Consider the following 3,813-nt stretch of genomic DNA (forward strand, 5'->3'; position numbering starts at 1 on the left):
GCAACGGGATGCTCGTGGCGGTCCTGGGATCCATCGAACCGGCAAGGGCGGGCATTCTCGCCATGGCGCGCCCACGCGGCGCATTCGCGACAGCTCTGCTTGTCGACGTCGCGACCTGGGACGGGAATCGCTCCGCGGCCAGGGAGGAGAGCCTGAACGCCTGCCGTGCGCTCTTCCAGCGTCACGGCTGGGTCGTGATCACCGCCGGATACGGCGACAAGCTCGCCGATCTGTGGCTACAGACGTCCGGACGGGGCACGGCTGGCGGCGGTGGGGACAGTCGGGTCGGACACCGGGCCGACTCCACGGCAGCAGGCATGATCCACCATGATCTGCCAAATCAATCGAATTCATCGGATCCGTCGGATCGGCCTCCCGCCCAGCCCGGTGCCGCCAGCTCGGAAGCCGTCGGGCCAGATGCGCTCAGGCCACGCTCGGCAGCCTTCCCACCCGGGAACACCCAGACGCCGACCCGTGCTCGGTCGTCGACCGTGCGGGAACGCACCGGGGAGGCAACCGTGGAGGGGCAGACAGAGGCAGAAGCAGGGCTGCGGCGGTGACTCCTCGCCCGGCCCCCCGCCTGACCGCGACCCTTGGCGGCGCGCTCGCGTCGCTGCTGTGCACGTTCGCACTCGCACCGTTGTTCGACGGCCTGTGGTGGTTGCGCCTGGCTCTCGCGGCCACAGCGGTGGCGGCGGGGACGGCCGTGCTGGGCCGGGCCCTGCGGCTGCCCGTCCCGGTCATCGTGCTGCTGGACACACTCGGTCTGCTCATCACAGCGACCGCGTTGTGCGCACAGGAAACCTCCCTTGCCGTCCTGGTGCCGACCGGTCAAACCGTGGACACCCTGCGTTCCCTGGTTGCCGCCGGCCGGGACGACGTGGCCCGGTTCGCGGCGCCGGTGCCGCAACGGCCAGGTCTGGCGCTGCTCGTCGTGATCGGCGTCTACCTCGCCGTGATGATCGTCGATTTCCTGGTGGTGGTGATCCGGCGCCCGGCGCTTGCGGGGCTCCCCCTGCTGGCGCTGTTCATGCTGCCGGCGGCGGTGCTGCCCCATGGTGTCGGGTCGGTCCGGTTCGTAGTCGGCGTATCGGGCTTCCTCCTGCTGCTGATAATGGACGGGCGCGAGACCGTCAAGCGCTGGGGAAAACCGATCACCGTCTCGTCCGGCTCCTCGCCGCCGGGCAGACCGAGCGGCCAGGCCGTCGGGATCACCGTGTGCGCGATGGTGTGCGCGGTGGCCGTCCCGGCCGCGTTGCCCTCCCTGGAGGAGCTCGCACTTGTCGGGCACGGTCAGAGCAGCGGCAACGGCGAGGGCTCCGGCTCGACGGTCGTCATTCAGCCGATCGTCTCGCTGTCGCAGCAACTGCACTCCCCCCAGGTGACCCAGCTGTTGTCGGTGCGCACCACGTCACCGCAATACCTGCGGCTGACCGCACTCGAGCAATTCGACGGGCAACAGTTCACCCTGCGCGCGCTGCGCGCCGGGCGCGAGGCAAAAATCAGCAACGGCCTGCCCAGACCCGAAACCGGTACCCGCAGCACCACCGTCGCCGCGACCATCAGCGTGTCGAACGAGCTGCAGACGTACTACCTCCCGCTGCCCGGACTCCCGAGCAGGATCACCGGCCTCGACGGCGACTGGCGGCTGGCCGCCGAGACCGGCACGGTGTTCAGCACACAAACCTCCACCGCCGGTGTGACCTACCGGGTCGAGGCTTCCGTCCCCGCCCCCGCCCGGAGCGATCTTGCGGCCGCGTCGATGACTGTCCCACCCGAGCTGAAGATTGACACCGAGCTGCCTGCCACCATCGACCCCCGGATCCCAGCCCTGGCACGCCAGCTCACGCGCACCGCGTCCGGCCCCTACCAGCAGGCCCTCGCCATTGAGAAGTACCTGAACAGCAGCACCTTCACCTACGACCTGGAGGGTGCTCCCACCACGCAGGCCGGGGCGCTGGCAGACTTCCTGCTCACGCGCAAGCGTGGCTACTGCGAGCAGTTCGCCTCCGCGATGACCGTGCTGCTGCGGACGCTGGGGATCCCGGCCCGGGTGGCGATCGGCTTCAACGAAGGCGAACGGCAGCCGGACGGAACCTATCTGATGACCAACAAGAACATGCATGCGTGGCCCGAGGTATGGTTCGCCTCAGCCGGCTGGATCCACTTCGAACCGACCCCGCCGGTGCATGCAGGCATCACCACTCCCGACTACGCACGGATCCAGGACCCGACCAGTCAGGCTGCTGCTTCCGCGACGACGGGCTCCACCGCGCCGCCGTCCGCGGCCACCGTCCCGAGCACTGGCACCGCCCCTGACAGCGGGCTGGACACGCAGGCGGACCAGCCCCCCATACAGGTACAACCCGCCGGTGGTGGGCCGCTGCCGACAGTCCTCTGGTGGGTTCTCCTGGGGACAGGCCTCCTTTCAATACTGGGTGTGCCGGCGCTGGTGCGGCTGGTGCGCCGCCGCCACCGTCTCGTGGCTGCCATGCGGGATACGCCCGATGACGACGACGGGGCCACGACTACCGACGCCCGCGCGCACGCCGCCTGGGCCGAGCTGACCGATCTTTCTGCCGACCTCGGGATGCCGCTACAGCCGAACGAGTCCCCACGAGCCAGCGCGACGCGGCTGATCGCCCGCATCACGGCCAGCGCTCGGATTCCCGAGCGGATGATCCGCGAGGAGGAGATCGAGGCGGCCCGGGCGGCCCTGATCCGGATCGCCGAGGCGGAAGAACTCGCCTGTTACGCACCACTGACACTGGTGCGATCCAGCGCATCGGACGAACGGATTGGGCGTGACCTACAGACGGTCACACAGATGTTGAAAAAGATAACGCCACGTACCAGCCGCGCTCGGGCCACCGTAGCCCCACGTTCTGTAGTCGCCGACCTGGGTGGCCTGAGGGGACTGGTTCGAACGGGGATCCATCCGGGGTCGGGGCATCCAGCGGCACGCCGACGCGGCCGAAAGACTTACAGGGACAGGGTGTGATTACCTGCTTTCTCCCCGTATGGCGAACCCCTCCCGTACGGCGGACACCGACCGGGAGGAAGCCCTGCCACCGACGGCCTTCAGCGATCGGCCCTGTCTGCTGGTGATCGTCGTCGGCTAGTGATCGTCCCACCGGCGGCGCCACCGTTGCTCGATCCGCTCGGTGAACGAGGTACGGGTCCGACGATGCGGGGTCGACGGGTGACGACCACCGGCCTCACCACCCCGACCACCGATCCGACGAAGATCAGCAGCACCTCGCGACGCCGCGAACAGCATCGTGGCAAAGCCGAGCACGCCAAGGACCACGATCAGCGGTGTCCGGTTGAGGACAACCCCGACAAGCAGGACGACCAGCCCCGCCACAAACAGGAGAAGGCTTCGGCGGACCCTGCGCAACAGGTAGGTACGGGGGTTCGTCGAGCGGACCGCACTCGCGAACTTCGGATCGTCCTCGACGAGGGCGCGCTCGATCTGATCCAGCAGGCGCTGCTCATTTTCCGAGAGCGGCATCGACGCTCCTCCCACGGCCGGCAGGTCCGGCAGACGGAACCTGACACCCAAGAATAGGCACGACCGGGCATGCGCGGTAGGCAACCAACCATGCCGAGACAGACCGATCGGTTCTTCCTGCTCTGCTTCCTCACCGGAGGAGCATGGGGCCCATGCCATGCGGTGTGATCGGTCTCGCGCCCGTGGGGAGGTTCCCACCGTGGCTGCCTTCGCCGTCTTTGCCGCCGGACGTCGACCGCCTTCGTCGTTCGGCATCCCTCCCGTGCTCATCGCCGCCGCGTCCGCATGATCCCGTACAC

General features: G+C 68.6%; 2 protein-coding genes and 1 pseudogene. 2 read left to right on the top strand and 1 reads right to left on the bottom strand.

The annotated features are described in order from the left end of the window. Positions 1-560: pseudogene (locus DD1DGNOD_RS18925) on the top strand (hypothetical protein); the annotation flags it as partial. Beyond that, positions 557-3,001 (top strand): transglutaminaseTgpA domain-containing protein, encoded by a 2,445-nt coding sequence (locus tag DD1DGNOD_RS18930; protein ID WP_131770745.1) that lies wholly within the window; start codon positions 557-559, stop codon positions 2,999-3,001. The pseudogene DD1DGNOD_RS18925 and the gene DD1DGNOD_RS18930, both read left to right, overlap by 4 nt. Before the next feature lie 117 nt (positions 3,002-3,118). On the opposite strand, the gene DD1DGNOD_RS18935 is transcribed toward DD1DGNOD_RS18930, so the two are convergent. Continuing rightward, positions 3,119-3,514, bottom strand: a complete 396-nt coding sequence (locus DD1DGNOD_RS18935; RefSeq protein ID WP_131767822.1) for a DUF3040 domain-containing protein — start codon at positions 3,512-3,514, stop codon at positions 3,119-3,121. Positions 3,515-3,813 lie beyond the last annotated feature (299 nt).

The organism is Candidatus Protofrankia californiensis, assembly GCF_900634765.1.
Taxonomy (GTDB): domain Bacteria; phylum Actinomycetota; class Actinomycetes; order Frankiales; family Frankiaceae; genus Protofrankia; species Protofrankia californiensis.